This window comes from Aerococcus agrisoli (assembly GCF_003797145.1).
GTDB classification, from domain to species: Bacteria; Bacillota; Bacilli; order Lactobacillales; family Aerococcaceae; genus Aerococcus; species Aerococcus agrisoli.
In genome coordinates this window covers 1-26,353 of the sequence record NZ_RKMG01000027.1, presented here as the reverse complement: position 1 = coordinate 26,353, position 26,353 = coordinate 1, and the positions used below count along the sequence as shown (strand labels likewise).

The window sequence follows — 26,353 nt, the reverse complement described above, 5'->3', positions numbered from 1 at the left end:
ACAGCGATGTCCTATCCTTTTTTACTTGATTATGGGTTTTATAGTATAATAGCCGAGATGAATAAATTTTTTGAGTGACAGTATGACATCATAAACGAGAAATTTTAGTGAGGAGTATGAACAATGCAAGACACGAACACTGCAAATCAAATGCGTATTTTACATGTGATGAGTGGCTTTGGAGGAGGCATCTCCTCATTTATATTCAACAAAGCAAAGCAAATGCCTGAGTATAATGTAATTTTTGATGTAGCTACCTATGATGAATGTAGTCCAGAATTTGAATCTGCAATCTATGCTACAGGCGGTCAAATATACCGATTACAAAATCCCAAGAAAAAAGGAACTAAGGCTTTCACCAAAAGTTTTTCAGCACCTTTTGAAGAAAACAAATATGACCTGGTACACTGTCATATTGAAGGATATCGTGCGATTCCTTATTATCAGATTGCTAAAAAATTCGGTGTCCAAAGATTCTATATTCATGCGCATTTAGTGAATGACTATAAAATAAAGAATTTAAAGGACAAACTGTTATATGGATTTGGGAAAAAAGCGAATACACGCATGACTACTGACTTTGTAGGTTGTGGGAAATTAGCTATTCGCTCTGTTTTTGGTTCAAAAACAGACTTAAAAGCATCCATGGTCATTCCTAATTCTATCGATGTCAGTGACTATAACTATTCTGATGAGGCATATGCAAAATTGAAAGCTGAGGGTAGAAATGCCTTGGGTGTTTCAGACAATACTATAGTAATAGGTCACGTAGGACGATTGATGCCTGTTAAAAATCATAAAAAAACCTTAAAAATTGGTAAATATATTTTAGATAATCAAATTGATGCTAAAATTTTTATTATTGGTGCAGGAAACTTGGAAAATGAGTTAAAACAAGCTGTTAAAGATCAAGGATTAGATGAGGTCATTTCTTTTACTGGACGTATCAGTCCAATTTCTAGTTTTTATCCTAGTTTGGATGTTTTATTATTACCATCATTTACCGAAGGGTTACCGACAACTGTTGTCGAAGTACAAGGTGCAGGGGTGCCTACTGTGATGTCAGACACTATTACCGATGAAGTGGACCTAGGATTAGGTATGGTAGCAACCTGTGGGTTAGACGATGACCCATCTGTTTGGTATGATAAATTAGCTGAAATGGCGCAATTGCAAATTCCTGATGCGCCAACACGTATTCAGGCGATAGAAGAAAAACGTTTTTCAAATGAAGCCTCAGCAAAACTATATGTTGATTACTTTACTGGAAAAATACATGATTATCAGATTTAACATGGACTGTAATGAGTATCCATGCCGAAAGGAGGCGATGGCAGTTTGTTAACCTATTTAATCATATTAGTATCTAGTGTTTTTCTAGGTTCGAATTTAATAGCCGTCACATCACCGGTGGGGCAAATATCTATTTATAGAATTTTTTCACTCTTGGTTATACCAATAGTCCTACTCTTTATTTTGAAAGATCGTAAAGCTTTTAAAATCCGCATCAATTCTTATGCGACCGGAATGGTTACCGTATATATATTTTGGTGGATTTGGGCATTTTGTTCCGTTTTATGGGCCTTAAGTCTAGGTTCTTGGTTGCAGGCTATGGTACTACTGACGTTAGGTGTTTCAAGTGTCCTGGGTATTTTCTTGTGGACTAACCATTATCTCCAATGGCGTACTTTAATGAAAGCTGTATGGGTGATGCTGACCTTTCTAAGTATATGGGGGTTATTTGAAATAGTGACCAATATATACATATTGGCGGACTTGGAAAAATTAGACAAGTATTCTACTTTTGTTACACAACCATGGACACGTATACCGATTACCTATTTAGCGAATCAAAATGATTATGCGACAATGCTGTTGGCTTCACTACCTGTGAATTTGACATTGATGAATACAACTAAAAGTAATCTAAAGAAACTGATTACACTCGCATGTATCTTGCTCTCAACCTTTTTGGTTTTCCAATCAGGGTCACGGATGAGCTTACTGATGGTGGTCCTATTCTTTGTTATTTATGCTTTATTACATGTTCGCTGGGATTTCCCACGCAAAAAAATCGGCCTAATATTTGGTATTGGTATTATTGTGCTATTAGGAATGGTTACTTTTGTAGCACCAATCCGAGCAATGATTACTGATTTAATTTATATCCTACCTCGTCCAGTAATATCTGGTGATGTGGGTCGGATGAATATGTGGCGAAATGGTTTATCCTATGTGGGTAAAACTTTCGGACTTGGTGTTGGTGCAGGTAATATTGAAGTTTGGATGGAAACCTTTGGTACCTTGCCAACCAATAATATTTTTAATATCCATAACTGGTGGCTAGAAATATTAGTTGGCTATGGTGTTTTGGTTTTTGTAGCTTACGTCGTAGGATACGGGTTGATGATTTACCGACTATTTGATTTAAGAAAATATGTCAATAAACCACAACGTCATACAATGAATGCTTTCATTGCTTTTCTTCTGATTTTTATTGGTGCAAGTATCACTAGTGCGAATAATATGTTAATTGAATGGCATTGGGTATTCTTTGGCTTAATTGTAGCCTACATCAAAATTATGGAAGCGAAAGTAGACGAAGAGAAAAAGAGGGTAGAATAAATGAGCTTGCTAACTATTATCGCTGAATTATGGCGATTCTTTATAAAAAATATTGTAAAAATCATTATTGGTACTATCATTGTGATGGCCATAACGATTGGTGCTCGGGTGTTATTATCGAGCTATATTGAAAATACTGCAGTGGAATCAGTGACTTCTGAAACTGCAGTAAATGAAACCTTGACGCCAGAAGAAATTGAAGCTTCATACGACTTATTAGGTACCGTTTATGATCAAGAACCTGCAGAATTTTCTTTTATCGCAGTAAACCAAGACGGTATGATTTTAGGTAATTCATTTATTTTGGATGAATACCTTTCTCGTCCAGATGTTTTGGCCGAATTAGAAGAAACATCAGGTGTAGACATTAGTGCGACACTGCAAGCACAAGCTAACGTTGGTTTAGAAAAAACACGTGATTTTCGTGGTGGTTTAGCTGCGGTACGTAATTCTTCTACAGATGAAATCACTTTGCGTGTACTTGTTGGGCAAACAGCTGAAGAAAACCTGGCTGTAGCAGAGGCAATTTATCAATATCTACAAGATGGTAAAGTGCCATTCTACGAGAATTATGAATTAACATTTTTATCTACACCAGAAATTGGCGAAGATTTAGTGTTAGCAGATAATCCAATGGTTCCAACACCGGGTACATTATCAGGATTGCAACCACAACAAAGTGGTGGGTCATTAGTATTCTATGGCGTGCTAGGTGCTGTTTTAGGTGTTATTTTATCAACAGCCATTTTATTTGCTCTACATTTCTTCAGCAAAAAAATCACTTATGCATATGATTACGCATGGGATTTTGATGATTATCAAATTTTGGTTGATGGCAAAAAAGTTGATGCAGAGGCATTACATAATTGGTTACTTATTCCGGCTGAAAAGACTCGTGTTGCCGTGGCTCAAAACAGTACGAACGAAGTTATCCAATCTTTTGCAAGCCAACATTTACCAGTGGCGAATAACATCAGTGCTGCAACAGAGACACCTGAAGAAATCATCATTTTTATTGAATCAGGTCAAACAGATAAAGATTGGTATAAACAACAATTTGAACTAAGTAAATTATATGAAGCGCGTTTAAAAATCGTTCATTTCAAGTAAGGAGTATCACAAATGACTTTTCAAGAAAATTTCATATCTATTGTGACACCTGTCTATAATGCAGAACGTTTTATTGGTGCAACAATTGAAAGTGTACAAAAACAATATTACGGTGATTGGGAATTGATTTTAGTGAATGATCAATCAACGGATAATAGCCAGGAAATTATTGAAGCGTATGCGCAAGAAGATGAGCGAATCAAAGTTATCAATTTAGCTGAAAACTCCGGTGCTGCTGTTGCTCGTAATACGGGGATTGCGGCGGCCAGAGGACAATATATAGCATTTGTAGATTCAGATGATGTATGGGATGCAGAGAAATTAAATCGACAAATTCGTTTCATGAAAGAAGGAAATATTGCTTTTTCATATACAGATTTCCGTTTGGTTGATGAAAATGGCCAAGTGTTAAAAGAAAAAGCAAATGTACCACTATCGTTAGACTACACTGGCTTATTGAAAAATACAGCTATCGCATGTTCAACAGTTATGTTGGACCGTGAAGTTGTGGGTGATTTCCGGATGCCTCTTGTGCGTAAAGGACAAGATACCGCAACTTGGTTACAAATCATGCGAGAAACGGGTGTGACTGCATATGGTATTTCAACACCATTGAATTCTTACCGCCAAGTAGCAGGGTCTATTTCTAGTGACCGAATTGGCGCTTTAAAACGTACTTGGAATACTTACTACAACTTAGAAAAATTACCATTGCCAAAAGCAGCGTATTATTTTACTTCTTATGTAGTGAATGCAATTTTACGTCGTATCTAAAAATTGAATAAGATGTGTGACAGAAAGGTCAGATTTGCGATACAATGGAGTATAGCAAATCTGATTGCACACATTAACTATGGTCTCGTAGCTCAGGGGATAGAGCACTCGTTTCCTAAACGAGGTGTCGGAAGTTCGAATCTTCTCGGGACCGTTTTTTTTTATTAAATTGACTATTATATACTGCGAGGATAAAAATGAAAACATTAAAAAATATTTTGAATGTAGCACTCTCTAATATCGTTGGATTTGGGACAAGCTTCATTGTAGGATTTATATTGCCCGGCATCCTAACAGTTGCACAATATGGATCATATCGCCAATATACCTTATACTTGAGTTTTACCTATCTTTTCCACTTAGGTTTTGCTGATGGGATATACATCAAGTACGGGGGAGAAGATATCAACAGTTTAGATAAAAATGTGCTACGAAATGAACATAATTTTGCCAATGTATTCCAGTTTATGATGTTTATCGGTATGTTTCTTATCTCCTTAATCACCAAGGATCCTGTTTTGATTTTATTTTCAGTCGTTACCTTCTTCTCAAATGTAACAACGTATCAATCGAATTTCTTACAAGCAGTGGGCCAATTTAATACATTCACCATTGCCTCAATGTTCCGGTCGATTTCTTACATTTTGTTACTCTTAGCGGGAATTTTCATTTTTAAATCAGAAGACTATATTTTCTACATCATTTTAAATGTGATTTCTTATATTCTGATGTATCTATACTATGAATATATCTTTATCGGTAAATTAGGCTTCAATCCAAGCTTTACGGTGAAAGATAAATTATCCATTTTCCGTGTAGGTTTCCTAATTCTTTTAGCCAATATGTCACTAACGTTTGTTGGTAACATCGGTTCTTGGATTGCTAACTGGGGATTTTCAATTGAGAATTTCGCACAATATTCTTTCCAAAACTCTGTACTGAATGTCATTATCTTAATCGTGAATGCAGTGGCTTTAGTATTCTATAATTTGATTTCCAAAACAGATAATCCAAAAGTTGCGAATGTGATTAAGCAATTAACCTTACTATTAGGTATTTTTGGTGGGTTAGCATTCTTTGTATTCAAGTGGATTATTGAATTTTTCTTACCTGCTTATACGCCATCGATTGAATTATTATCTATAACATTTGTCTCAATTCCATATATCATGATTTCAAAAATTGTGATTTCAAATTTATATAAGGCAAAACGAAGTGAGAAAAAATATATACGCGATTCAATTTTATATGCATTAGCAGCTTTTGCATTTGTTTACGTGGTATTCTTGGTTACCCAAAGTTTATCTGGTATCGCATGGGCAACAACATTATGTTACTTCTTATGGTATATGTATGTATCAAGAAGAGAGTTTACCAACTTGAAGAGTGATGCTAGTGAATGGATGTTAATTATAAGTCATGTATTGGTATTTTATTTAACTGCCAATTTCTTGAATATTTATATGGGCTTCTTAGTTTATGCTATTTATTTATTAGCAATTCTGGTATTAAAACGAGTTGAGCTTCAAGGAATTTTCCAACAAATCTTGAAAATGGAAGAATAAAGAAATCTTAATTTGGAGAATGGATAAACGTTATCCATTCTCTTTTTTTTATACTGCTAGGTTAGCATAATAGATAAGAATTTATGAACATGCCAGAAGGTAGCAATTAAACGTTTGTTTTTTGGTACAATAAAGAAAAGCGAAAAAGGAGTACAAATCCGTGATAACTATTATTGTTCCTTGTTATAACGAGGAAGAAACAATTCCTTTGTTTTTTGAAGCTGTGGAAGCACAGAAACAAGAGATGAATACAACATTTGAATATATATTTATCAATGATGGTTCTAAGGATAAGACCTTGCAAGTGATTCAAAAATTATCGAGAGAAAATGAGGATGTTCACTTTATTCATTTCTCCAGAAATTTTGGTAAAGAAGCGGCGATGTATGCCGGTTTGCAACATGCAAATGGGGACTTTGTTACGATTATGGATGCTGATTTGCAAGATCCACCAGAACTATTGCCTAAGATGTATGGGATGTTGGTCAAAGATGCTGAATTGGATTGTGTTGGTACTCGGCGAGAAGATAGAGCAGGCGAGTCGGCAACGCGTTCATTGTTTGCAAAAACATTTTATCGTTTAATGGCGAAAATTTCGGATGCCCAAATGGTTGATGGGGCACGTGATTTCCGCTTGATGCGTCGACAAATGGTAGATGCGATACTTTCTTTAACCGAATATAATCGATTTTCAAAAGGCTTATTTACCTGGGTTGGCTTTAATACAGCCTACCTAACTTTCAAAAATCGAGAGCGTGTCGCTGGGGAAACCTCTTGGTCTTTTAAGCAGTTATTTAAGTATTCGATAGAAGGTATCACAGACTTTTCTGATTTACCTTTATCTATTGCAACTTATTTAGGTACAGTTTCCTGTATCGTGGCCATTTTATCGATATTTGTCATTGTAATCCGCACATTAATCTTTGGAGATCCGACTGATGGGTGGCCATCAATGGCTTCAATTGTCTTACTGCTAGGTGGCATACAGTTACTGTGTATCGGTATCATTGGTAAATACATTGGGAAAATTTATTTAGAAACAAAGAATAGACCAGTGTATATCATTAAAGACACAGATATGGTCAAGAAAGACCAAAATAATAAAAAGAGTGCCTAGACTTGCTAGGTTATATTATAATGAATACTGAAATGAAAATTTGAGGAGTGTAAAAGTATGAATTTGACGGACGATATTGCGGTTTTAATTCCGTGTTACAACGAAAGCCAAACAATTGAAAAGGTGATTGCTGATTTTAAGGCAGCTTTACCTGAGGCAACGATTTACGTTTATGATAATAATTCAAGTGATAATACTGCAGAGCTTGCTGCTAAAGCAGGTGCAATAGTCCGTTATGAGCATCAACAAGGTAAGGGTAATGTTATCCGTTCAATGTTCCGTGATATTGATGCGGCTTGTTACTTGATGATTGATGGGGATGACACTTATCCTGCAGAACATGCACGTGAAATGGTTGCGCCAATCTTGGCTCACCGTGCACAAATGGTTGTAGGTGACCGCTTAAGTTCTACTTATTTTGAAGAAAACAAACGTCCTTTCCATAATGTTGGTAACCGTACAGTAAGAGGGTTAATCAATGTATTGTTCAAAAACAACGTCCGTGACATTATGACTGGATACCGTGCTTTTTCATATGAGTTTGTAAAATCATTCCCAGTTCTATCACAAGGTTTCGAAATAGAAACAGAAATGACTATTTTTGCTTTGGACAAAAACTTAGCGATTGAAAACGTGGTTATTGAATACCGTGACCGTCCTGAAGGAAGCGAATCAAAATTAAACACAGTATCTGATGGGATTAAAGTTTTACGTACAATCGGTCGATTGTTTAAAAATTATAAGCCATTGTTATTCTTCTCATTAGTTTCATTATTGCTATTACTTATCGCAATTATTTTATTTGTACCTATCTGGATTGATTTTAATCAAACTGGTACAGTTGAACGATTCCCAACATTAATTGGTGCTGGATTCATCGGTTTAACTGGTATTATTTTATTTATCGCAGGTTTAATCTTGGATGTCATTACACAAAATGAACGCCAACGTTTTGAAATTGAGTATACAAAATTTAATGCGATTAAAAAATTAGAAGGTTTGAGCGATTATGAAGATTAATCTTGATATTGCTAAAGTACTAAAACGCATAGGGCTGACATTTGTCGCCCTATGCATCTTTTATTATGCCTTTCTTTTATTTGCCTATTTGATTCCAACCAGATTTATTATGGATAATTGGCATGAATCAGTAAATAGTATTGCGAGTGAAACGAAACGGTGGGAGGTTATTCCCAATATTGTTGGCACAAAATTAGATACCTTTACGGATAATCTTATTTTCCAAAAGTTACATAATAATGATCGATTAAATCCTTTCCAAGCAGCTGTATGGAATAATGGCTACTTCCGCTATTGGATGGGGGATATTCCAATACTTCGCTTCTTACTTGTGTTTATGAGTTACACAGGGATTCGTTATTTGAATATCTTTCTAATATTTGGTTTATTTGCTGCCGTGATGCATCAATTACGTCACACAATTTCGCCAATTTTCGCAGGATTATTTGCATTCGTTTTGTTCATGATACATTTTTGGATTTTTCCCTTATCCTTACAATATACGCCAGTTTACGTCATTTTGATGGTTGCCATCTTATGGTTCACTTGGGCAAAAATACATAACAAATTGAATTTGAATAATGTGGTGTTTACTAGTTTTATAATCGGTTCAGTAACCAATTATTTTGATTTGCTGACAGCACCTTTGTTAACTTTTGCCATTCCATTTTTTATTTGGTATGTGTTACGTTATCAAGAAGAAACGGCTGCCTTTTTCACAGTACTTATAGAAACTATCTACATGGGACTTGCTTGGCTAATTGGTTATGCAGGTACTTGGGTAGCTAAGTGGGCTGTAGGAAGTGTTATTTTGCAGGAAAACCTATTTCAATCTGCGATCAAACAAATTTTTCTACGAACAGGTGGGACTGAAGGTGAAGTGCTAGAGTATTCTGAGATATTAAGAAAATTACTAGGTGCAATGTTCCCATCATATGTTTGGCCTGTTCTAGCACTTATCATTATCGCTTTAGTAGTAGCAGGTGTTTGGTCTAAAGGAATTACAATGGCTAAGATTTTGAACCATAGCGTGCTATTGATGATGAGTATCGTGCCTTTTGTTTGGTTTTTTATCTTGCAAAATCATAACCAACATCATTACTATTTTACTTATCGAAATCTAGCAATCACTGTCTTAGGGATTTTTACATATCTTTATGTATTGATCGACTGGTCTAAGTGGTTTAGAAGGAGTTAATTTTGAAAAAATTAATCAATCAATTTATTAAATTTGGTTTTGTCGGGGTTGCGGCGGCCATTATCGATTTTGGCTTACTGACTATTTTAACGGAAGTTTTTGATATTTATTATCTGATTTCAGCAGCCATTTCATTTATTGTTTCAACTATTTTTAACTATGTAGCATCTATGACCTTTGTATTTGAAAGTAAGTACGGTAAAGAACAACGCCATAAGGAAGCAATGATTTTCTTGGCACTTTCAGTTGTGGGGTTAATTTTAAACCAAGTGATGATGTGGTTCTTCGTGGACATTACAAACATCTATTACATCTTTGCAAAAGTTTTAGCGACAATTATCGTCATGATATGGAACTTCGTATCTCGAAAAATTTGGTTAGAGAAATAAGCAAACAGTGGGGAGGTATTTGATGAGAAAAAATTATTGGCTTCTCGCGGTAATTGCTATCACCAATTTAATGTTGTTTGCATTGGATTATTATGGACTATTCACGACTGTTTTACTTTTCGTGCCCTTATATTTTCTAAGGGATGTACAGGTGGAATATTCAAAACGTAATCTGTGGATACTCGGACTGTTTGCTGTAATTTATATTGGTATAAACATCCTATCCTTTAACTTGAATCCACCAATCCGATTAACTTATTACTTAATTATTTCATTTATCAAAGGCCTCTTTTTTGCTGGGTATATACTATTATATCTATCTATGAAAAAAAGGGATTGGCTATATAAAGAAGCAAGTGAATTTTCAGCCAAACAGAATCGTCGGTACGCTGTATATGTTGCCTTAGCCATGGTGTTCGTATTTATCCCTTTTATGATTGCTTTTTTACCAGGGAATATGTTTATTGATTCCTATTCTCAATGGGGACAAGCTATGGGTGGGATTGATTTAACCGATTGGCATCCATTTTTCACGACAATCTTATTACGTATTTCATACTTATTGACAGAGTCACCAATTATATACACTCTAGGTCAAGTTGCCGGTATGATATTTGCAGTTGCATATTTCGCCTATATATTAGCAAATCATGGTTTGAAAAAATGGATTAGTTCAACTATTATTGCAGGTTTAGTTTTGATGACGGTTATGGTCCCAAATATGGTGACCATCTATAAAGATAATATCTATAACATTGCTTTATTTCTCTTAACCTTATTTACTTTCCAAATAATCCAAACAAAAGGGACTTGGCTAAAAGGGCATCCAATGTCTTGGCTACTATACTTAGGCACCTTAATTGTCGTGATGTTCAGTAGACATAATGGTTTGTACGTCGGAATAACTTTCCTTTTATTGATGGTCATTTTTATCCAGGGTACTCGTAAACAAATGTTTGCGATACTTGTTGGTTTAATAGCGCTATACAGCTTGTACAGCGGGCCATTAATGGAACGCTATAATGTTGAACCTGGATCGGCAAGTGAAAAATATAGCATCATGGTACAACATATGGGGGCAATTATTGCGGAAGAAAAGCCGATTGATGCAACTGATGTTGCCTTTTTAGAAGAAATACTACCACTAGAGATTTGGCAGGAAAAATATACTCCATCGATGGCAGATCCAGTGAAATTTCACAGTGACTACAACAAAGAAGTTATTAATGACAATCAAGCCGAGTTTTTGAAAACATGGTGGCATTTGGTTTCAAAATATCCATTAACTGCTTTAAAAGCTCAGTTACAACAAATACGGCCATTATGGGATATTAATGGGTACGAACATGGGTTACCTGGTTCGGTGATGTTCCACTACTTCATTAACTCACCTAAGGCTTATTATGATGACTATGTTGAAAATTATACATTCGATGTGCAAGGTTTACGTGGTTTTCTAGAGGATTATTCTTTTAAAGAAAATCCTTATGATATGGAAACAAAACCTTTTATCACTAGTTTGCCGGCTATCGCGGTATTTACTATTTTGACAGTTGCCATTTATTTATTAGTGAAAAGACAGTGGCAGTTTGTATTTGTCTTAATGCCGGGGATCTTACATATTGGCACACTCGTATTGGCAATGCCAGCTTATAATATGCGCTACGTGTTAGCGTTAATTTTCATAGCAGCATTTGCATTAGTATTGCCTGTCGTAACCAAAAAAGAATCTGGATTTTTAAGTAAATAAAAAAAGCTGTGTTCCTTCGTGAGGAGCACAGCTTTTTATTATTGATTTTCTAATTCTGAAACTTTACTTTCTAATTCACTGATACGGCTTTCCATGTCCGTGATTTGAAGGTTTAATTCTTCTGGAGCAGCCCAATCTGTTGGTGTGTCATCATCTGGTGTTAAGACCATGATTAGACCAACTAATAGGAAAATGATGGCCACAGCCAATGTGATGTATAGCCAATTTAATTTTGGAGAACCTTTATCAAGGTAGGCCAAGGTTTTATCAACTTTTTCACGATCCATATTTTTCAGACGACTATATAACTCGTTTAAATCATGATCATTATTTTTATTATCTTGAGACATGGTTAACCTCCTTTATTATGCTAAGTATTGGCAAAGTTATTTGGCAATTAGAATGCCCATTCACCTTGACGGAAGATTGGGAAGATGTTGCCGTCAGCATCAATTGCGTCGATATCCATTTTATCTGAACCAATCATGAAGTCAACGTGTACATGGCTACGGTTTACACCAGCAGCTTGTAATTCTTCGTCTGACATTTCAGTACCACCTTGAACGGTAGTAGGGTAAGCAGCACCAATAGCAATATGGTTTGATGCATTTTCGTCAAATAAAGTGTTGAAGAATGTTAAGTTGCTTTGAGAAATAGGTGATTTATGCGGTACTAAGGCAACTTCACCTAAACCTTGTGCACCTTCGTTGTTGAAGACTAAATCTTTCATGATTTGTGCACCTTTATCGGCTGTTACATCAACAATTTTACCATCTGCAAAAGTTACTTTGATGCCTTCAATTGTAGATCCAGCGTAAGATAATGGTTTAGTTGAAGTGACATAACCATCCATTACATTTGTATCTGGTGCTGTGAAGACTTCTTCAGTTGGCATGTTCGCGATAAATGGTGAACCGTCTGGATTAAAGCTTTGTGCAGACATCCAGATGTGGTTTTCAGGTAAACCTACTGTGAAATCTGTACCAGGTGCTGTGTAGTGTAATTTCTTAAATTGTTTGTCGTTTAAGAATTTTGCTTTTTCATCTAATAGGTCACGGTGATTGTTCCATGCTTCAACTGGATCAGCTTCATATACACGACTCGCTTTGAAAATAGCATCCCATAAAGCATCTGTCGCTGCTTGTTTGTCTTCTGCTAATTCTGGGAAGACATGTTTTGCCCAACCGTAGTCTGCTGCGGCAGCAACTGTCCATTTCACGCGATCATTCATGGTTGCGGTACGAACAACTTTTAAGGCAGTGCCATGGCTTGTTTGTACTGTGTCAATCTTACTTGGATCAATACCGTTTAATAGATCTGGGTCACCAGATACGATGGATAAACGAGATATTTTTTGGTTTAAAATTAAGTCTTCTTGGCGAGCCACTGTATAGTCTGCCACTTCAGCAAGATCTTCGGTTGCTTGGTATTCGTAATTTAAGCGGTTTGTGAAATCATCTTTCCAAGTAAAGTGAACACGACGGGCACCATTTTCGTAAGCATGTTTCGCTAAGTAATGTGCTAGGGGTGCTTGGTCTACTGCGATGTAGATCATGACATTATCGCCTTTTTCCACGTTGATACCTTTTTCGATTAAAAGGTTTGCGTATTTATCTAGTAATTGATCAAAATTTTCCATATATAAATTTCCTCCGATTGTTATGATGCTTGTTGTGTTTGAAATGCAGTCACGCATTCTTGTGCAAGTTTTTGAATAGCAGGGATGTCGTCGTCTTCTGGATACAACTCGATTTTTACCGATTCACCAGCCATAATCGCACCGCTTTGTTTGAATTGAGCGGTGAAGTCATCAACTGATTTACAAAATTCTTCGTAATCATATTCACCAGACCCTAGAGTAGCAAAGATTTTGCCTTCTAAATTCACTTCCGGCAATTCTTCGTATAGGTCGACAATTTCATCAGGTAAATCTGCAGCAGCACCGTATGTATAGGTAACGACAATACAAATATCCTCATTCAAAAAGTCACTCGCATAGACTGACTGGCACTCAATCATTTTGGCCTCTACGCCTAAATCAAGCAGAGATTTCGTCATGATATTTGCAATTTCTTCATCGTTGCCTGTGAGTGAGGCAAAGGTGACAAGTGCTGTTGGCATGTATTTCGCTCCCTTCTATCTAATATTCTGCTTTCTACTAAAAATTATAGCAAAAAAAGCACTCTTTTACGACAAAGAGTGCTCTCTGATATAGAATTGTAGCATTTTAAGCTAGACGGTAGGTATTCATATTATCAAATGCAACCTGCGTATCTTTAGGTAACTGAATTTTTAAATAGTTAATGATGACTTCAAATAAAACTCGGGCATCATTAAATCGATTTTCGGTGATTAAACGGACTAAGTCACCAAGATATATCATAAATGGATACATATCATAAATAAATTCACTTGGATTTTCATCTGTATATTTGTTCAGAATGGCAGTCATCACTGTGCCACTACATTCAATCGCTTCATTGACCAAGAAGGGATGATTACCAATATTTAAGATAGCGATGAGCAAAGCTTCACTCGTATTATAGAAATCTTCAAAGCGTTTTTCATCGTAGGCAAAACGTACATTGGTCACTTTTTCATTTAATTGGTCTGCAAATTTTTCACCTTTTACACGTTGTTTAATCATATGATCTAACATACGGTAACAAATCACCAATTCATATCGTAACCGGTGGGCAACATAATCTTCTTCTGGTGGTGTTTCACTGACGAAAAAGCCACGGTAAGGAATCATATCGACGAACCCTTCTTCAGCTAATTTACTTAGGGCAGCGCGAATAGGACTTCGACTGATGTCCAAATCTTCCGAAATAAAGGCCTCAACAATATGAAAGCCGGTTTTCCAGTTTTCACTTAAAATTTGATCTTTGATGTGTAAATATGCAATTTGTTCTAATTTCTGTGTTTTTCCCATGCTAATCACCTCAAGCGGTTCATTGCTTACTCAAATTATTCTTGCTACTAAAAAACATACAATAACGTTTTCTTGTTATCCTAATCTTACCAGTTTCAAACAAAAAAGCCAAAGTATATCATTAAAAGTTATAAAAAAATTAAAACGTTTACAATTGTATTAGACTAGCGCTTTATTTTCACTTTGGGGCATTTTAAGGTATAATGACTAGGAATAAGAAGGAAGGACGAGATGAATGATTACACTTAAATCTGCCCGTGAAATAGAAGGCATGAAAAAAGCTGGTGCATTATTAGCTAGCATCCATGAACAATTACGTCCATTGATGGTACCTGGTGTTACGACAATGGAAATTGAAGCATTTTTCGATAAAAAAATTACAGAAGCAGGCGCAATTCGTGAACAAGTAGGTTTTGAAGGTTACGAATATGTGACTTGTGTATCCATTAATGATGAAATTTGTCATGGTTTCCCAGCACCCAACCGTGTGTTAAAAGAAGGGGATATCGTTGGTGTCGATACTGTGCTATCACTAGACGGTTATTTTGCTGACTCATGTTGGTCATACGCAATTGGTCAAGTAGATGAAGAAGGCCAACGTTTACTAGATGTGACGAAGAAAGCCTTAGAGGTTGGTATCGAGCAAGCAACTGTCGGTAACCGTATTGGTGACATTGGTGCTGCTATTCAAGCTTATGTTGAAGGCGAAGGATTCTCTGTTGTTCGTGAATTCGTAGGTCATGGTATTCAACCAACTATGCATGAAGAACCATCAGTGCCACATTATGGTATTGCTGGTCGTGGCCAACGTTTACGTGCTGGTATGACCATTACAATTGAACCAATGGTGAATACAGGTAAATGGCAAGCAAAAATTGATTCAAATGGTTGGACTGCTCGTACAATTGATGGTGGTCGTTCTGCGCAATTTGAACATACTATTGCGATTACAGAAGATGGACCAGTTGTGTTGACACAACAAAAAGATTAATTATAAATATCAGGAGACTTCATAGGAATGTTCGGCATTCTTGTGAAGTTTTTTATTTTTTCAAATATTTATTAAGAAATATGAAAACTCAATCAGAAGGATTATCATTATGCTATAATTTATGGTGGTATAGATTGCTTAAATTTTGAAATTATAATGATATTATTCCATTTTTGATGAGCAACTTTTTCCGAATAATTCTCCAGAGGAGCGCCTATGACACAGCAAGATAATCAAAACAAGAATGAGCCAACGCGGAAGCAAGTGAGAAAATCCTCAAAGCCTAAATGGTTAGTGAAATTGATGGGATCGAAATGGATGCCCAAAAATAAACGAACTTATTGGATTTTAGGATCTGCGACTTTGCTTGTTATCCTGTGTGCAATTGCATTTAAATTGTATGCCGATGTAACTGGGTTTGGGACGAAGATTTATGAAGATGTAAATTCAAATGAGCTACGTGATGCGGATGCTCAATTGCAAAATGGGGAGCCGATTACCATTCTTTTAACAGGGATTGATAATGGGGCATTGTACTATGAAGATGTTGAGGAAGCACGTACGGATGTAATGATGGTATTTACCATTAATCCAACTACGAATGAGTCAACGGTTATTTCAATTCCACGAGATGCTTTAGGACCACAAAGTGATACGGAAGATTTTGACAAATTGAATCATGCTTACATGAATTATGATGGGATTGAAGGAACGATAAACTCCTTACAACAATATCTTGATGTACCGATTGACTATTACGTAAACGTCAATATGCAAGGGTTTATGGATGTTATCGATGCGCTGGGAGGCGTGGAAGTAACGCCAACCTTAACTTTCACACAAAATGGTGTGAGCTTTACAGAGGGTGAAACAACTACCTTATCTGGACTTGAAGCAATGCAATATGTGCGTATGCGTAAGTCGGATCCAGAAGGGGATATCGGTCGTGAGAAACGACAACAACAACTTGTTGAAGCAGTTGTAGATAAGGTTATTTCACTTGGTACGATTACCAATTATAACGATATCTTGTATGCACTAGGGGATAATGTAAAAACCAATGTCTCTGTAGAGAATATGTTTGCTTTACAAGAAAAATACTTATCTGCTATGGATAATTTGGAAAAATTGGTTTTTGAAAACTATGAAGATTTGAATCTTGATTTTGGTTATTATTTACTTGTGCCCGAATTAGAACGTCAAGAGATTGTTGCGAAAATGCAAGCAAATCTAGATTACGAAGGGCAGGATGCTGTGATTGTTTATCCGGTTTCATTTGGTGTAACGTCAACGTATTTCCCAGTCACTGATCTAAACTGGGACGGTGTGCTAACGGATGATGAAATGGCCATCAAGCCTGGTGTTTATTCAAGAGAAGATTTAAATGAGTTAGTGAAGTATATCTTTGGTTACTCAATTAATGACTATTTAACGTCAATGGGCACGACAGATTTAGTAAATGAAACAGATGATCAGACAATCCCAGATACGCTTTCAGATGAACTACTTTCATATATCACAGATGGATTTGATCCTGGGGCTGTTGAGAGTGTAAGTAGCGAAGACAGCTTGAGTTCAGAAGTCGATACGACGACTGACACGACGAGCAGTTCAACAGTAACCGATGATTACCAAACAACAAGTTCTTATTCTGAAACAGTAAGTGAAACATACAGTGAGCCAGCTTACACAAGCGAATCAGAAACGTATTACGAATCATCTAGTAGTCCGGCAGTAGAATCATCTACACCAGCCACTGCACCAGCTGCGGACCCGACAACTACTTCATCTACACCGGTAACTAGTGAAACACCTGCAACAGGCGGTGCAGTTACCGAAAGTTCCGCTTCAGAATAATCAAAATGTACTATTAGGAGGAGAAGAAAATGGCAGAAGAACGAAATTCAGGACGTAGAAGTCGTCGTGATCAATACGGGGATCAACCTCGTAAAAAACGTCGTGGCCTTTTAGGTTGTTTCGGTTGGATTTTACTACTATTGTTGGTAATTGGTGGTGGTGTGGCAGCTTTTTCATACTACAAATTACACTCGACAGCTGAAGCAATTTATCAACCAGCTGATGCGAATGGTGCGACACCGGTTGAGGAAGTGCGTGAAACAGAAGTATCCATTTCTGAAAAAGATCCTGTATCCATTTTATTATTGGGTATGGATGCGGGTGCTGGTCGTACGACAGGTGAGCAAAATACTGACGTTATGATTTTAGTGACAATTAATCCTGAAGATGGTACTGCTAAAATGGTGTCTATTCCTCGTGATACCTATGTTGCGAGTCTAGGTGGTAAAATCAATTCTGCTTATGCCACAGCTGGTGGTCCATCGGGTTCTATCAATGCCGTCCAAAACTTATTAAATGTGCCAGTTGACTACTATGCCTTAGTCAATATGACAGGTATGATGAATATCATTGATGCTGTTGGTGGTGTAACGGTCTATAATGATTTTGCATTCTCCCAAGATGGCTATACTTTCGCTGAAGGTAACATTAACTTAGCGACAGGTGATGAAGCATTAGCCTATGTCCGCATGCGTTACAATGATCCAGATGGTGATTTTGGTCGTGCAGCCCGTCAACGTGAAGTCTTGATTGGTATCTTAGATAAATATCAAGATGTCCAAAATGTAGGTAGCCTACTTGGATTATTTGAAACAGTTCAAAGTAATGTTACGACGGACTTAACCATTAATGATATGACCAACTTAGCTCTAAACTACCGTGTTGATTCTGCAAATATCGAATCAACGACATTAGTTGGTTCAGATGATACATCATCTGGTATTTACTATAGTGTTTTATCAGACGCACAAATTGCTGAAGCATCTAGTATGCTAAGAAGTCATTTAGGATTAGAATAAATTCTGATAGTTAATTTATAGGAGGTTGAGCAAAAAGCTCGACCTCCTTTTTGTTGAAAGTGCTCACTTAGTAAGCGAATATACAGTATAATAGGACTATGTATTAAACGAGGAGGAAGAATTTATGATAGGTGTAATTGGTAGTATTTCTACAGATTTCGTTGTCACAACAAATCGTGTACCTAACCAAGGCGAAACGGTTTATGGCCAAGCTTTTGAAACCACATTTGGTGGAAAAGGGGCTAACCAAGCTGTAGCAGCAGCACGTTTGGGTGGTGATGTGAAAATGTTTGGTTGCGTTGGTAGTGATCAATTCGGTGTAGAAACCAAACAAAATCTTTTGGACAATGGCGTGAATATTGATGCTGTTAAGGTGATTGAAGGTACGACAACAGGTTCAGCCCACATTACAGTATTTGAAGGGGACAATGCCATCGTTTACGTGCCTGGTGCAAACCAAGAGGTAACAGTGGATTATTTACAATCCGTAGAAGCTGATTTGCTAGCGTGTGATTATTTTATCATTCAGAATGAAATTCCAATGGCGTCAATTGAATATTTGATTGACTTAGCTGATGCACATGATATTAAAGTAACGTATGATCCAGCCCCATTCGTGAAAGTAAAGCCAGCATATTTGGCAAAAGTAGCATACTTATTGCCTAACGAATCTGAAGCCAAAGAATTATTTGGTGACGAGGATGTAGCAAGCTTGTTAGCTAAGTATCCGAAACAACTGTTAATTACTATGGGTGGCGATGGTGTGACGTATCATGATGGGCAAGAAGTTGTTGCGATTGATGCCATTAAAGGTGAGGTTGTGGATACAACTGGTGCAGGAGATACTTTCTCTGGTGCCTTTACTGTTGCTTTATCTAAAGGGAATGATTTAAGCAAGGCCATTGCCTTTGCTTCATTGGCGGGTTCTTTATCCGTTCGAAAATTTGGTGCGCAAGGTGGTATGCCAACTGTTGCTGAAATGCAAGCAGATAGCCACTATAACCAAGATTGGATTGTTTAAGTTTAGTGTTTTATTAAGTGCATGGGTGGTGAATCCTCCATGCACTTTTTTTATAAAAATTCATGAGAAAGATAGTTCGTGTTTACTAATGAAAAATGTTCGTGTTTTAGGTTAGTGTTTTTTATTTGAGAATGATATAACACTTGGATTCGGATAACGTTCGTTTATAAGTGAAATTCACGCTAGTTTTTGAGATTTTTTTCATTTTTTCAAGTGAATTTCTGAAATATTCCTAGCTATTTTACTTGCAATCAACTTGCTATGTGTGTAGAATACGAATTGGTGTTTACAGACACCTTTTGTTGTTGAAATCATTGTATGAGAGAAAGGCGAGTTGAATTCGTGGAAACTTTTGATTATGAACAAGTCCAATTAATACCTGCTAAATGTGTGATTACAAGCCGTAGCCAGGCAGATACTTCAATTGAATTTGGAGGTCGTACATTCAAGATCCCTGTTGTCCCAGCAAATATGCAAACTGTTCTAAATGAAGAACTTGCAGAAGAATTAGCCAGAAAAGGTTATTTCTATATTATGCACCGTTTTGAACCAGAGAAACGTTTACCATTCATCAAGCATATGAATGCTGAAGGTTTGTTTGCATCTATTTCAGTAGGGGTGAAACCTGAAGAATATACTTTCATTGATGAAATCAAGGCTAGTGGTGAAAAAGTAGACTTCATCACAATTGATATTGCCCATGGTCATTCAGAAACTGTTATCGAAATGATCAAATATATCAAAGCCCAATTACCAGAAACATTCGTGATTGCTGGTAATGTTGCAACTCCAGAAGCTGTCCGTGATTTAGAAAACGCCGGTGCCGATGCAACGAAAGTTGGTGTAGGTCCAGGTCGTGTATGTATTACGAAAATCAAAACTGGTTTTGGTACTGCTGGTTGGCAATTACAAGCAATCAAATTATGTGCCAAAGCTGCCCGTAAACCAATTATTGCAGACGGTGGTATCCGTACAAACGGTGACATCGCAAAATCTGTACGTTTTGGTGCTTCAATGGTGATGATTGGTTCATTATTAGCTGCACACGTGGAATCACCAGGTGAAACAGTTGAACAAGATGGCGTAACATACAAAGAGTACTTTGGTTCAGCATCTCAATACCAAAAAGGTATCTACAAAAATGTTGAAGGTAAGAAAATGCTTATCGAAAGCCGTGGTAGCCTTTGGGATACTATGCGTGAAATGCAAGAAGATTTACAATCAAGTATTTCTTACGCAGGTGGCCGTGATTTAGGCGCTTTACGCACTGTTGACTACATGATCGTACCAACTATCTACAACGGTGACTAATCACTAATTTTAAATTGAAATTCAGAGTCTAGGCCGCGTGCCTAGGCTTTTTTTGATGTTAAAAATGCAAACTACTATGGTAAGATATATAGGATATGACAATATTGATAGAAAGGGGCATAGGCTATGTCAAATTGGCAGAAAAAATATCCAAAAATCAAAAGTATTTTGAGTGTTTTATTACTCACCATGATTATTTCTTTTTTATTCCTTGGTAATCGCTATGCCCAAGAAAACTTAGCCGAACCGGTCGAGGTAGCTAAGGAAGTTTCACAAACATCATCCATTTATCAAGAGATATTAGAAGAACAGGGATTGGCTTCCTCCTCATCTAAAGTGAAGCAGGCGCAAGAAGGTGCGAAAACAAACCCGGATGCGCAAGCCAGTGTGGTTAGCGAACAAGCTGAAGCTAGTCAATCAAGCACGAGTCAGCTAGCACAAAGCGAAGCCAATGAAATAACAAGTAACGACTTAGCGGAAAGCCAAACTTCGCCAACTCAAAGAACAACACAGTCCAATCTGGAAAATGTACATACCGTTCAACCAAAAGTGCCGTCAGGACAGTCTTATGTTGCGGTCAATAACAATGTACCTATTTTTACCGATGAAGAAATTACAGGTGTTGGGGATGGCTGGGAAAAATATGGTGCCCTCGATGATTTAGGACGAGTGACAGCTGCGAATGCTTTACTTACGGTTGATTTGATGCCCGCGGATGCTGAAGTCAGAGAAGGCTTAACCAGTGTAACACCAACTGGTTGGATGCAAGAAAAGTATGATAGCGTGGACGGTGGATGGTTGTATAATCGAAGCCATTTGATTGGCTATCAATTGACTGGGCAACAAGATAACATGTTGAATTTGATGACCGGGACAAGATACTTTAATGTTGAAGGTATGCTGCCATTTGAGAACTATGTCGCTTCTTATATTGAAGATACTGAAAATCATGTGCGGTATCGAATCACGCCTTTGTTTATCGGGGATGAACTCTTGGCGCGTGGTATTTTTATGGAAGCTTATTCAATAGAAGACCAAGGTGAATTACAATTTCATGTTTATGTGCCCAATGTTCAACCTGGGGTCGAACTCGATTACCAAACTGGGGCAAGTAAGGAAAACTCATAATGAAGAAGAGGTTGTAAAATCTCTCAAAAAAGAGGTTGAGACAAAAGCCAACAAAAAAGGCGAGAACATTTCTTTGAAGGAATTGTTCTCGCCTTTTACTTTTTTCAAAATATGNCGATTTCAAGTCTGGAGACCTTGGCTCCAGACGTTGAGCTCCAATAAGCAGACCCAACTCCACTTCAGACTATATTGCGCCACACTACGTGTGTCACTGCTATAGTCTTCCAGTGTTTGGGTCTAAACGCTTATTGTCACATCCTGAAGGTCCCACGGCTATAAGGAACGTACACTGCAAGGACGAAAATCGAAGATTTATAATTATTGTCCCAGCCTTTTTATTGTTGCTGACGATCAAGAAATTGTTTGACGATATCTTGGCCAAAAGTAAAGTTCATTAGGGCATTGTTATTACCGTATAAAGTATTTTTAATCCAACGACCTGTAAAGAATAGGTTATCGAAGGTACCGAAACGACGAGACATCGATTGACCTTGAGGCCAAGAAATTAAGACGTCGCCATATGGGGTTGGACTGATAATTTCACGGTTGACCAAATTGCGAATTAATATATCTTGATCACTTGCACGGAATAGATTACTTTCCATACCAGCGGCATTGATTAGAATATCGGCATGAGAGACCGCGCCATTTTTGTAGTAGATATCGAAACCAGATTGACTGCTCGGTTTAATATCAACAAGCTGGTCTTTGAAGGTGATGCGACCTTCATCATACCAATTTAGGATATCCAACAAGGCTTCTTTGGTCATTTGGTTTCTAAAGTATTCGAAGGTGTCCATGTATTCATGGATGTATTTTTCACGATCCAAGCCAGGCATCTTCATATAAAGATGGGGCAGATATTTGGTAATGGTTGAGGCGTATTGTTGAATAATTTGTAACTCTCTGTCATAGCCCATGACTTCATGGCGAATTTCAGAAAGTGAGCCTAATCCAAATCGATCAATCACCGCTTTAACATCCACATCATTTGCTTTCATATCAGCAAAGAAAGCCTTTAGAATGGTTTCTAAACTGATATATCCGTTCCCTTTTGCACTCATTTCATCAATCCATTCATAGCTGAAAGTCATATGGATTGGCCCGTCATAATAATCTTGACGTGCTGTTTTAAACGGCGTTGAACGGGTATAGAAAGAAATAGAATGTGCCAATTGTCCTTCATATTTATTTTGCAAATAACGCATGGCATCCAGTGCGGTTAGTCCAGACCCAATGATACCAATTTTATCTTCAGGATTTAATTGACCTAGTGTTTCCGAAACTGGGTAGGGATTATGAATATAACCATGATGACCGCGTAAGTGATAGTGGTCTGCGTATGGCGGATGCCCAATATTTAGGAAGACAGCCTGATAGACGGTATCTTGCCAAATATCATCAGCTGTTTGCAATTGAAATTGGTAAGTAGCTTGTTTATTCTCACCTTGCTCATATCCAGCTTTGTCTAAGACACGAATATCTTGAACCAATTGGTTGATGACAGTGATACTATCGTCTTTCATATAATCCTTCATGAAATCTTTCATGTATTGGCCAAAAATAGGACGCGGCACATAATGATTTGGATCTGCATGTTCGGGATAATGAACAGTCAACCATTCTACGAAGCCATTCGGATTTTCCGGATCCAAAGAAATATTTCGGGCGTAGGAATTCATGATCAGAGAATGGGTATCTTCCTGGTAGGGGAAGCCATGCCCTAAATGGTTTGCTATATCATAAATATGAATTGTAAAATCTGTGTTTGGATGTGCTTGTTTGTAATCAAGGAAGGCTTTTAACACACCGTTTCCTGATGTACCTAAGCCGACAATAGCTATATGCATCATGATATCTCCTCATTAAAATTATCTTTGAAAAATCTCTTCTCGATATATTCGAGTGCCCATAAATTATAGCATATATGGCGGATATGCAATACGAAAACACCGCTTGAATCGCACTTATTTTCCCTATAAAAACGACATTGCAAAAGTCAGCAAAGTTAAATGAGAGTTTGCTAAAAAATGCATGATTTCCCTTATTTTTCATACGAGAGTATGGTATTTTTGTTCAATATGAAAGGGAGTTAACATCATGAAACCAAATAACAAAACGAAATTAACCGGGAAAGAGTCGATAGTTGTTGCTTCAACTCTATTTGGTCTCTTCTTTGGTGCCGGAAATCTGATTTTTCCAGTATTAATGGGGCAAATGGCTGGGGGCAATATCTGGTTAGCTAGTCTTGGCTTTATTATTACAGCAACAGGTTTACCATTATTAGCCATCGCTGCAATCGGTCGAACTCATTCTGAAGGCTTGTTTGATTTAGCCAGTAAGATTTCCAAAAAATATGCCTACTTCTTCACAGTTGCTTTATATTTAACGATTGGTCCATTTTTTGCGAGTCCAAGAACGGCTTCTGTTTCTTTTGAAGTGAGCTTTGCTACTGCCGGATTTGTAGATTCACCTTGGGCATTGTTGATCTATTCAGCAATTTTCTTTGGTATTGCACTTGCTTTATCATTACGTCCATCTAATATTATGGATTATGTCGGTAAGTTTCTAAATCCAATCTTTTTGATTTTTCTAGCTGTCATTTTTGTCAGAGCCTTCACGATGCCAGAAGTTAGTGTGGCAGATGTAGCACCAGTTGAGGCATATACTAGTCAAGCGCTTTTCCAAGGCTTTTTAGAAGGTTATAACACCATGGATGTATTAGCAGCCTTGGCCTTCGGTATTATCGTGATCCGTTCGATTCGTAAATTGGGTATTAATGAACCAGCAAAAATTGCGAACGAAACAGTGAAAAGTGGTTTATTCACTGCAATTTTGATGGGCTTAATTTACATCTGTTTAGGTGTTTTGGGTGCTCAAAGCCGCGGCTTCATCGATGTTCAAGAAAATGGGGGCGTTGCCTTATCAATGATTACCCAACACTACTTCGGTACTGCTGGTAGCATTCTGTTGGCCTTAGTAATGATTTTTGCCTGTTTGAAAACAGCGATTGGTTTAATCGTTGCTTGTGCGGAAACATTTGAAGAACTATTTCCAAATGTCTTATCTAGTAAAGCATGGACCATTCTTTTCGCCGGTGTATCATTCGTGATTTCAAATGTTGGTTTGACATCTATTATTGGCTTGTCTCAACCTGTATTGATGTTCCTTTATCCACTAGCGATTTCATTAGTGATCTTAGCTTTATGTGAACCAATTTATACGAGCAAAAAGGTCTATCAATGGGTAACAGGCTTGACCATGTTCGCTGCAATTTTCGATTTGATAAAAACACTACCAAGTGGATTATACGACTTGGTCGGTGGCGATGCAATCGGGGCATTTGCTGCACGCATTTTGCCATTTTATGACTATGGATTTGGTTGGTTATTGCCGGCCATCATCGGTCTAGTGATTGGTATCGCTTTAACGGAAATGGATAAGAAAAAAGCAAATGCTTAAAATAGATATCTAGTTATCAAAACTAGTAATAAGGGTAGGTGTAAAAACTTATCCTTTTTTTTGCGACAAAATCATGGTAAACTTGTGCAGAATATAGCAAGAATACAAAAATGTATTAATGAGTAAGGGGTTTTAAGCAATGAAAACAGCAATTATCGTGGATTCTACCGCAACTTTACCGGAAGATTTGAGTGCATTAGACAATATTTTTCAAATTAAGTTAAGCGTCATTTTTCCAGATGGTGAAGTAAGAGAAGACTCTAGTGATCCGCAAGTAATTGCAGATTTTTATGATGCATTACCTAGTTTCGAAACTTTACCAACAACGTCTCAACCAACAAATGGCCAAATTTATGCGGTATATGAAGATATCCTCGCACAAAGTTATGACCAAGTCTTTGCCATCGGTATTGCCAAGAAATTGTCAGGTACCTTGCCTTCATTAGAAGGTGTTGCCAAAGAATTTGCAGATAAAGTACCAACCTATGTGATTGATAGTTTGTCTACATCTCAAATTTCTGTGCACTTAATTCGAGAATGCTTGCGTTTATTAGATGCGGGATACGATGCCAAAGCAATCGTACCAGCGCTTAATCAAGCAGCTCGTGATTCAGCAACCTATGTGATTGTTGGATCATTGGATAACTTAGTTAAAGGTGGTCGTTTGAGTGCTGCTGGTGCTTTCTTCGGTAATTTATTAAAAATTATTCCTTTGTTGGAAATTAATAATGAAGGTAGCATTGAAGTAATCGACAAGATTCGAACAGAAAGAAAATTAAAAGAAAAATTTGTCGGCATCTATGAGCAAGCAGTGCTTGAACATGGTAATCGTGTTCATATTGCCTTAGCACATGGGAATGCTTTGGACCGTGGTCTAGATATTGTGGGTACAATGAGTCCTGACATTAAGATTGATCAGGTGCCAGTTTCCATGCTAACACCAGTTGTCGGTACACATGTTGGTACAGGTTGTATTGGGATTTTTATTTTAGTAGATACAGCTTTATAAGAAGCACATGAAAAATGCGATTTATCGCATTTTTTTTGTTATAATGTCCTCCTGAACAATTCATACTTTTCG

At 37.2% G+C, this 26,353-nt stretch carries 23 protein-coding genes and 1 tRNA gene; 19 read left to right on the top strand and 5 right to left on the bottom strand.

The genetic code is table 11. From position 1 onward, the window contains the following. Positions 1–150: 150 nt before the first annotated feature. The 11 genes from EF384_RS07865 (at position 151) to EF384_RS07815 (ending at position 11,548) form a co-directional block, all read left to right on the top strand. Positions 151–1,293, top strand: a complete 1,143-nt coding sequence (locus EF384_RS07865; protein ID WP_233570073.1) for a glycosyltransferase — start codon at positions 151–153, stop codon at positions 1,291–1,293. 45 nt (positions 1,294–1,338) lie between these two features. Next, the gene (locus EF384_RS07860; protein WP_123780911.1) at positions 1,339–2,625 is read left to right on the top strand and encodes an O-antigen ligase family protein; all 1,287 of its coding nucleotides are present in this window, start codon (positions 1,339–1,341) and stop codon (positions 2,623–2,625) included. Beyond that, complete coding sequence (locus EF384_RS07855) at positions 2,626–3,735, top strand: hypothetical protein (RefSeq protein ID WP_123780909.1); 1,110 nt, start codon at positions 2,626–2,628, stop codon at positions 3,733–3,735. It begins immediately after the preceding gene. Positions 3,736–3,747: 12 nt separating this feature from the next. Further along, positions 3,748–4,509 (top strand): glycosyltransferase family 2 protein, encoded by a 762-nt coding sequence (locus tag EF384_RS07850; protein WP_123780907.1) that lies wholly within the window; start codon positions 3,748–3,750, stop codon positions 4,507–4,509. Positions 4,510–4,590: 81 nt separating this feature from the next. Beyond that, a tRNA-Arg gene (locus tag EF384_RS07845) sits at positions 4,591–4,663 on the top strand. A 43-nt stretch (positions 4,664–4,706) separates the two neighbouring features. Further along, positions 4,707–6,074 (top strand): MATE family efflux transporter, encoded by a 1,368-nt coding sequence (locus EF384_RS07840; RefSeq protein WP_123780905.1) that lies wholly within the window; start codon positions 4,707–4,709, stop codon positions 6,072–6,074. A gap of 160 nt (positions 6,075–6,234) precedes the next feature. Further along, a complete protein-coding gene (locus EF384_RS07835) occupies positions 6,235–7,191 on the top strand; it encodes a glycosyltransferase family 2 protein (RefSeq protein ID WP_123780903.1) in 957 nt (318 codons plus the stop codon). 57 nt (positions 7,192–7,248) lie between these two features. Next, a complete protein-coding gene (locus EF384_RS07830) occupies positions 7,249–8,211 on the top strand; it encodes a glycosyltransferase family 2 protein (protein WP_123780901.1) in 963 nt (320 codons plus the stop codon). Beyond that, entirely contained in the window at positions 8,201–9,409 is a 1,209-nt protein-coding gene (locus EF384_RS07825) for a hypothetical protein (RefSeq protein ID WP_123780899.1), read from the top strand. The genes EF384_RS07830 and EF384_RS07825 overlap by 11 nt, the downstream gene beginning before the upstream one ends. Positions 9,410–9,411: 2 nt before the next feature. Next, positions 9,412–9,798, top strand: a complete 387-nt coding sequence (locus EF384_RS07820) for a GtrA family protein (protein WP_123780897.1) — start codon at positions 9,412–9,414, stop codon at positions 9,796–9,798. A 22-nt stretch (positions 9,799–9,820) separates the two neighbouring features. Further along, a complete protein-coding gene (locus EF384_RS07815) occupies positions 9,821–11,548 on the top strand; it encodes a DUF6020 family protein (RefSeq protein ID WP_148076705.1) in 1,728 nt (575 codons plus the stop codon). A 38-nt stretch (positions 11,549–11,586) separates the two neighbouring features. Here the strand turns inward: EF384_RS07815 and EF384_RS07810 are convergent, their stop codons facing one another. The 4 genes from EF384_RS07810 to EF384_RS07795 form a co-directional block, all read right to left on the bottom strand. Continuing rightward, positions 11,587–11,898 carry a hypothetical protein gene (locus EF384_RS07810; RefSeq protein ID WP_123780894.1) on the bottom strand — a complete coding sequence of 104 codons (312 nt, stop codon included), beginning with the start codon at positions 11,896–11,898 and terminating at the stop codon, positions 11,587–11,589. A 47-nt stretch (positions 11,899–11,945) separates the two neighbouring features. After that, positions 11,946–13,187, bottom strand: coding sequence for an aminopeptidase (locus EF384_RS07805; RefSeq protein WP_123780892.1), 1,242 nt, complete (start codon positions 13,185–13,187; stop codon positions 11,946–11,948). 20 nt (positions 13,188–13,207) lie between these two features. Beyond that, entirely contained in the window at positions 13,208–13,669 is a 462-nt protein-coding gene (locus EF384_RS07800) for a flavodoxin (RefSeq protein ID WP_123780890.1), read from the bottom strand. Positions 13,670–13,775: 106 nt separating this feature from the next. Beyond that, complete coding sequence (locus tag EF384_RS07795; RefSeq protein ID WP_123780888.1) at positions 13,776–14,483, bottom strand: GntR family transcriptional regulator; 708 nt, start codon at positions 14,481–14,483, stop codon at positions 13,776–13,778. Between the two features lie 235 nt (positions 14,484–14,718). Here EF384_RS07795 and map point away from each other — a divergent pair, with 235 nt between their 5' ends. The 6 genes from map (at position 14,719) to EF384_RS07765 (ending at position 21,810) form a co-directional block, all read left to right on the top strand. Then, on the top strand, positions 14,719–15,474 hold the full coding sequence (gene map, locus EF384_RS07790) for a type I methionyl aminopeptidase (RefSeq protein ID WP_123780886.1): 756 nt from the start codon (positions 14,719–14,721) through the stop codon (positions 15,472–15,474). Between the two features lie 216 nt (positions 15,475–15,690). Continuing rightward, complete coding sequence (locus tag EF384_RS07785) at positions 15,691–17,331, top strand: LCP family glycopolymer transferase (protein WP_123780884.1); 1,641 nt, start codon at positions 15,691–15,693, stop codon at positions 17,329–17,331. Between the two features lie 29 nt (positions 17,332–17,360). Continuing rightward, positions 17,361–18,350, top strand: coding sequence for an LCP family glycopolymer transferase (locus tag EF384_RS07780; RefSeq protein ID WP_123780882.1), 990 nt, complete (start codon positions 17,361–17,363; stop codon positions 18,348–18,350). Positions 18,351–18,474: 124 nt separating this feature from the next. Continuing rightward, on the top strand, positions 18,475–19,371 hold the full coding sequence (gene rbsK, locus EF384_RS07775; RefSeq protein ID WP_123780880.1) for a ribokinase: 897 nt from the start codon (positions 18,475–18,477) through the stop codon (positions 19,369–19,371). A 342-nt stretch (positions 19,372–19,713) separates the two neighbouring features. Further along, positions 19,714–20,682 (top strand): GMP reductase, encoded by a 969-nt coding sequence (locus EF384_RS07770; RefSeq protein WP_123780878.1) that lies wholly within the window; start codon positions 19,714–19,716, stop codon positions 20,680–20,682. Positions 20,683–20,808: 126 nt separating this feature from the next. Beyond that, a complete protein-coding gene (locus tag EF384_RS07765; protein ID WP_123780876.1) occupies positions 20,809–21,810 on the top strand; it encodes a DNA/RNA non-specific endonuclease in 1,002 nt (333 codons plus the stop codon). Positions 21,811–22,145: 335 nt separating this feature from the next. Here the strand turns inward: EF384_RS07765 and EF384_RS07760 are convergent, their stop codons facing one another. Next, positions 22,146–23,663, bottom strand: a complete 1,518-nt coding sequence (locus tag EF384_RS07760) for an FAD/NAD(P)-binding protein (RefSeq protein WP_233570072.1) — start codon at positions 23,661–23,663, stop codon at positions 22,146–22,148. 247 nt (positions 23,664–23,910) lie between these two features. On the opposite strand from EF384_RS07760, the gene brnQ reads away from it, so the two are divergent. Next, the gene (gene brnQ, locus EF384_RS07755; protein WP_123780874.1) at positions 23,911–25,272 is read left to right on the top strand and encodes a branched-chain amino acid transport system II carrier protein; all 1,362 of its coding nucleotides are present in this window, start codon (positions 23,911–23,913) and stop codon (positions 25,270–25,272) included. 139 nt (positions 25,273–25,411) lie between these two features. Continuing rightward, positions 25,412–26,281 (top strand): DegV family protein, encoded by an 870-nt coding sequence (locus tag EF384_RS07750; RefSeq protein ID WP_123780872.1) that lies wholly within the window; start codon positions 25,412–25,414, stop codon positions 26,279–26,281. Positions 26,282–26,353 lie beyond the last annotated feature (72 nt).